We start from the raw sequence: 5,607 nt of genomic DNA on the forward strand, positions 1-5,607 counted from the left end.
TGCCGGTCATCGCGGCGACCAGATCGTCGGTGGTGGCCTCGTCGGCGCGGAGCTGGGCCGCGCGCCGGCCGAGGCGCAGCACCTCGACCCGGTCGGCGATCTCGAGGACCTGCGGCATGTTGTGGCTCACCAGCACCACCGACATGCCGGCGTCGCGGGCCCGCCGGACGACGTCGAGCACCCGCCCGGTCTGGACCACCCCCAGGGCCGCGGTGGGCTCGTCGAGGATGACCACGTTGGTAGCCCAGATGATGGCCCGGGCCACCGCCACGCACTGCCGCTGCCCACCGGACAGCATCGCGATGGGGGTGGTGACCCGGGGGATCCGTACGCCCAGTTCGTCCAGGGCGGCGGCGGCGCCGTGGCGCATGGCGCGCTTGTCCAGCAGCCCGAGCCGGCCGAGTGGTCCGGAGCGAAGGATCTCCCGGCCGAGATACAGGTTGGCGGCCACGCTGAGGTCGTCGGCGACGGCGAGGTCCTGGTAGACGGTCTCCACCCCTGCCCGTCGGGCGTCGACGGGGGTGGAGAACTGGACCGGACGGCCGCCGACCCGGATCTCGCCCTCGTCAGGCGGGTGCACACCGGACAGGGTCTTGATCAGGGTGCTCTTGCCGGCGCCGTTGTCGCCGATCAGCGCGACGACCTCACCGCGGCGGACCGTGAAGTCGGCGCCGCGCAACGCCTCGACGTGCCCGAACCGCTTGACGATGCCGCGGGCTTCGAGGACCGGCGGCTCCGCGTCGGTGGGTTGCTGGTCGCTGGTCGGGGTGGCCGTGGGGTTCACGCCCATCACTGCACCGGCGGGTTGGCGCAGCTGGGCTCGAGCACCGCCTTGATCTCCGCCGAGTCGATGTTCTCCTTGGTGACGAAGGTGACGCCGGTGTCGGCCGACGCCAGCGGCGCCTTGTCCCGAAGGTGCTTGACCATCTTGTCGACGCCGAAGTAGCCCATCTTGAACGGGTTCTGCACGACCAGCGCCGAGATCTGGCCGCTGCGTACCCCGGCGATCTCGTCCGGGGCGGCGTCCCACCCGATGATGACCACCTTGCCGGACTTGCCGGCGGCCTGGATGGCCTGCGCGGCACCGAGCACGCTCGGCTCGTTGGCCGCGAAGACACCCTTCAGGTTGGGGTTGGCGGTGAGGATGTTCTCGGTGACCCGTCGGGCCTCGTTGACGTCGCTCTTGCTCGGCTGTTGGCCGACCAGCTTCAGGTTGGGGTACTGGGCGAGGCCGGCCTTGAAGCCGTCGACCCGCTCGGTGTTGGTCTGCGACCCGGGCTGGAACTCGACGAGCGCCACCTCGTGGTTGCCGGGGCCGAGTTCGGTGGCGAGCAGCTTCGCCGCCTCGGTCGCCGACGCACGGTTGTCGGTGGCGAAGAGGGGCACGTTCGACGGCTGCGGGCTGGTGCCAGAGTCGATCATGGCGACCGGGATGTTGGCGCTGAGCGCCTTGTCGGTCGCCGGTGCCAGCGCGCTGGAGTCGGTCGCCGCGTAGACGATGCCGTCGACCTTCTTGGTGACGAAGTTCTGGATCAGGTTGACCTGGCCCTCGACGTCGGTCTCGGCGGTCACCCCGTCCCACTGGACGGTAACGTCCCCCGCGCGCTGCGCGGCGCACTCGGCGCCCGCCTTGACAGTGTTCCAGTAGTCGGCGCCGACCGCCTTGGGTACGACGGCGAGCTTCAACGGGCCGCTCGCGTCCTTGGTCGCGCTGTCGCCGCCGTCACGGACCTCGACCCCGCCGCAGGCGCTGAGCAGGGCGGTCGCCGCGGCTGCGGCCAGGATCGCCTGCGCGCGCAGGAGTCGTCCTCGCGTCCGCCGGCTGGTGGTGGTGTGTGCCATGGTGTGTGTCCTTCCTCGTTCGGACTCTCGGAATGGCATGTCAACCCCGTGATTCCAGCCGCCGGCGGCGGTACTGGTCGAAGTAGACGGCGGCCCAGATGATCACGCCGACGATCACTTGCTGGTAGTGGATGCTGATGTCGAGCAGGACGGCGCCGTTGCGGACCAGGGCGATGAGGAACGCGCCGATGATGGTCCCGACGATTCGGCCCTGCCCGCCGAACAGGCTGGCTCCGCCGATGACGGCGGCGGCGATGACGTCGAGTTCCAGCGAGATCCCGTAGTTGGGCTGGCCGGAGTTGACCCGGGACGCGGCGATCATGCCGCCCAGCCCGACCAGCACGCCGGCCAGCACGTACACGCCGGTCAGGTGCCGCCCGACCCGGATGCCGGAGCGGCGGGCCGCCTCCAGATTGGAGCCCATGGCGTAGGTGTACTGACCGAAGCGGGTCTGGGAGAGCAGGAAGGCGACCCCGACGGCGACCAGGACGGTGATCACCACGGCGAACGGAATGCCGAGGATCTGCCCGTTGCCGAGCAGTTGGAAGGACCGGGGCAGGCCGTAGACGCCGACCGCGCCGGTGATGATGAAGACCAGGCCTCGGCCCACGGACATGGTCCCCAACGTCGCGATGAACGGCGGAATCCGGGCCACCGTCACCAGCAGCCCGTTCAACAGCCCGGCCAGCGCGCCGACGCCGATCGCGACCGCGGTCGCCGCCCAGAGCGAGAAGCCGAGGTCGCGCACGACCATCGCGCCCAGTACGCCGGCGAGCGCGGCGACCGACCCCACGGACAGGTCGATGCCCTTCGTGATGATGACCATCGTCTGGGCTGTGGCGATGATGGCGATCACCGCCGTCTGGGCCCCGATGTTGAAGAGGTTGTCCGCTGTCAGGAAGTAGGGACTCGCGAAGGTCAAGGCGATGAACAGGACGACCAACGCGGTCGCGGCGGTGAACTCGGAGACGGCGTGCGAGATCCGTTCCCGGAACCAGTCGCTGAGTTCGCCGCGCTGTGTGCCGGCGGTTGCCTCGGCGCTACTCATCGTCGGACCTGACCTCCCCAAGCGTGGCGCCGGCGTCCGACGGGGACCCGCCGACGAGCCGAACGTCTGTGAGCGACCGACCCCGCTCGGCCGGCGGTGCGGCGAGGTGCCCGCACAACCCTGGAGATAGATCGGATGTTTCCCGCGATCAGGCGTTACCTTGCCACGCATTCACGTATGTTGCCAAGGTCTTGCGAGCATGTTTTGCCATCGTTACCTGTGCTACCGAAGCCATACGTCTGACCAAATCGACACCGACTGCCGCTGCCAGCATGTTATCGATAAGATCCTATGTCCCCAGGCGGAAAGGCGCTGCCGTCTCAGGACGGGGACAGCCGGTAGACACGGCCGGCGGTCCGGCGCCAGATCGCGGCCCGCTCGGCGTCGGACAGCGGGTCCAGCAGGTCACCGAGGACGGCGACCCAGCGGGTGTACGAGGTGGCGAGCAGGCACACCGGCCAGTCCGAGCCGAACATCAGCCGATCCGGCCCGAACACGTCAAGGGCGTGCTCGACCGCGGGCCGCAGGTCGGCCGCGGTCCAGGACCCACCGTCCACTTCGGTCACCAGGCCGGAGAGCTTCGCCGTGGTGTTGGACTCGGCCGCGAACGCCCGCAGGTCGCGCTGCCAGTCACCGAGATCGGCGCGTCCGAGCGGGGGCTTGCCGAGGTGGTCCAGGACGAACCGCACCTGGGGCAGGTCGCGGACGAGCCGGACGGCCGCCGGCAGCTGACGGTGGCGCACCAGGAGGTCGAAGGCGAGACCCGCGGCACCGACCGCGGCGATGCCGCGCCGCACCTCGGGGCGATCGAGATAGGTCGGGTCGGGTTCGGACTGGACCAGGTGCCGGATCCCGACCAGCCGTTCGCCGCCGCGCGCCCCGCGTAGTCGGGCGAGGCGACGGCCGATATCGGCGGCGGTGAGGTCGACCCAGCCGACGACCCCGGCGACGAGCGGGTCGTCGGCCGCGATGCCGAGCAACTCGGGCGTCTCCGACCGAACGGCGACCGACTGGACGACCACGGTCTGGGTGACCCCGGCGGCCCGGGTCGCCGGGGCGAGCTCGACCGGTGTGAAGTCGTCGTCGATCGCGGCCATGGTGTGCGGATCGATCCAGGGCTGTGGGTGCCGCGCCCGGACCCAGAGGTGATGGTGCGCGTCGACGATGCCCGCTCGTCGCGCGACCTCGCCGGTCGTCACCGGACCCGTCCCTGACGCGTTCCCGTCCACCGCACACCCCGCCCCGCCGCTGATCGAACCCTCCGGGTCAACCCGGAGCCACGGAGCCGATCTGGCAGATTGACCATGTTAGCGGTAACAGCCTGTTGTCGAGTCCCGAACGCGCACCACAACCGGCCTCCGGCAGTGTCGCCTTTTGGTCTGACGAATCCACCCGGCACCTGCGGCTGGCCCGCCTCGTCGACGTACCGGTGTACGGACGCGTCCGGGCGCGGGTCCGGGTTGACCGCCTGCGGCGGCACCGATACCGTCGACGCACTATCTGCGGCGACGCGAGGGAAGCCGGTGTGAATCCGGCGCGGTCGCGCCACTGTGAGCGGTTCCCCAATCACCATCGGGGTCCGCGAGCCAGGACGCTCGGTCGTCCGCAGCCTTGCGATGGGGACGCGTCATCCCTGGGGAGGTTCGTGTATTCATGTCTAGCTCCGCTACCAGCCAGCCGGTGGTGCACCCCGCCGGCAGTGCCCGTCTCTTGTGGACTGCTCTGGCGACCGTTGCCGCGCTCGCCCTGCTGACGTATCTCGTCGCCTTCGACCAGGGGGCGGTGTCGCGCAGTGGGATGTACCTGCACGAGCTGATGCACGACGGCCGGCACCTGCTGGGCGTCCCGTGCCACTGACCACCACCAGCACTCCCCCGTTCCTCGCCGTCCTCGTCCGCGGGCTGCTGGCCGGCCTGATCGCCGGCCTGCTCGCCGGGGCGTTCGCGTACGTCGCCGGCGAACCGCACGTCGAGGCGGCCATCGCCATCGAGGAGGCGGCGACGCACGCCGAGCCTGCTGCTGGTGCGCACGATCACGAGGACGCGCTGGTCAGCCGGACGGGTCAGCGCGGCGGCCTGTTCCTCGCCACCGCCCTGTTCGGGGCCGCGATGGGTGGCCTGCTGGCCACGGCGTACGTCCTGCTGGCCCGTCGGCGGCGCGGCGACGACGACGGGCGGTGGGGTCTGCTGCTGGCCGGCGCGGCGTTGCTCGGTGCGGTGATCGTGCCGTTCCTCAAGTACCCGGCGAACCCACCGGCGGTCGGCGACCCGGCCACCATCAACCAACGGACCGTCACCTACCTGTTGATGGTGGTGCTCGGGCTGGTGGCCGTGTGGGCCGGCTCGCTGGGCTACCGGTCGGTCGGTGCCCACGCACCGACGTGGCTTCGCGCCGCGGCGGCCGTGGGCGGGTTCCTCCTGGTCACGGCAGTGTCGTACGTGGTGATGCCGTCCTTCCAGGAGGTTCCGGCGGACTTCCCGGCGACCCTGCTGTGGAGTTTCCGGCTTGCCTCGCTCGGCACCCAGGTCGTGCTCTGGACCGGCATCGGCCTGCTGTTCGCGGCCCTGATGCACCACGAGCGGCGTCGCCGGGCCGGTTCCGCGCTGCCGAGCACGTGACCGGCACCAGCCTTCGGCTGGTCGCCCACGGTCACACCGCCGCGCTGCGCCGGGCCCGCTTCGGCGGCGCCGACGACGGCCTGGACGAGGGTGGCCTGC

Annotated in this window: 6 protein-coding genes and 1 riboswitch; of the genes, 2 read left to right on the forward strand and 4 right to left on the reverse strand. The window is 70.7% G+C overall.

The features are described 5' to 3' along the window. From AB0B48_RS31580 to AB0B48_RS31595, 4 genes are all read right to left on the reverse strand, one after another. On the reverse strand, positions 1-790 hold a 790-nt coding region (locus AB0B48_RS31580; protein WP_357207997.1), incomplete at its 3' end, for an ATP-binding cassette domain-containing protein. After that, entirely contained in the window at positions 790-1,842 is a 1,053-nt protein-coding gene (locus AB0B48_RS31585; RefSeq protein ID WP_357208000.1) for an ABC transporter substrate-binding protein, read from the reverse strand. The genes AB0B48_RS31580 and AB0B48_RS31585, both read right to left, overlap by 1 nt. A 40-nt stretch (positions 1,843-1,882) precedes the next feature. After that, positions 1,883-2,890, reverse strand: coding sequence for an ABC transporter permease (locus AB0B48_RS31590; RefSeq protein WP_091406814.1), 1,008 nt, complete (start codon positions 2,888-2,890; stop codon positions 1,883-1,885). Between the two features lie 320 nt (positions 2,891-3,210). Further along, positions 3,211-4,089 carry an amidohydrolase family protein gene (locus AB0B48_RS31595; protein WP_357208002.1) on the reverse strand — a complete coding sequence of 293 codons (879 nt, stop codon included), beginning with the start codon at positions 4,087-4,089 and terminating at the stop codon, positions 3,211-3,213. Between the two features lie 316 nt (positions 4,090-4,405). Continuing rightward, a riboswitch (cobalamin riboswitch) is annotated at positions 4,406-4,485 on the forward strand. Positions 4,486-4,543: 58 nt separating this feature from the next. Between AB0B48_RS31595 and AB0B48_RS31600 the strand changes: the two genes are divergently transcribed. Next, complete coding sequence (locus AB0B48_RS31600) at positions 4,544-4,747, forward strand: CbtB-domain containing protein (protein ID WP_355010105.1); 204 nt, start codon at positions 4,544-4,546, stop codon at positions 4,745-4,747. Beyond that, positions 4,738-5,508: a CbtA family protein gene (locus AB0B48_RS31605; protein ID WP_357208005.1), complete on the forward strand. Its 771-nt coding sequence runs from the start codon at positions 4,738-4,740 to the stop codon at positions 5,506-5,508. Before AB0B48_RS31600 ends, AB0B48_RS31605 begins: the two co-directional genes overlap by 10 nt. The last annotated feature ends 99 nt before the right edge of the window (positions 5,509-5,607 follow it).

It is taken from the genome of Micromonospora sp. NPDC049089 (genome assembly GCF_040648775.1).
Taxonomy (GTDB): domain Bacteria; phylum Actinomycetota; class Actinomycetes; order Mycobacteriales; family Micromonosporaceae; genus Micromonospora.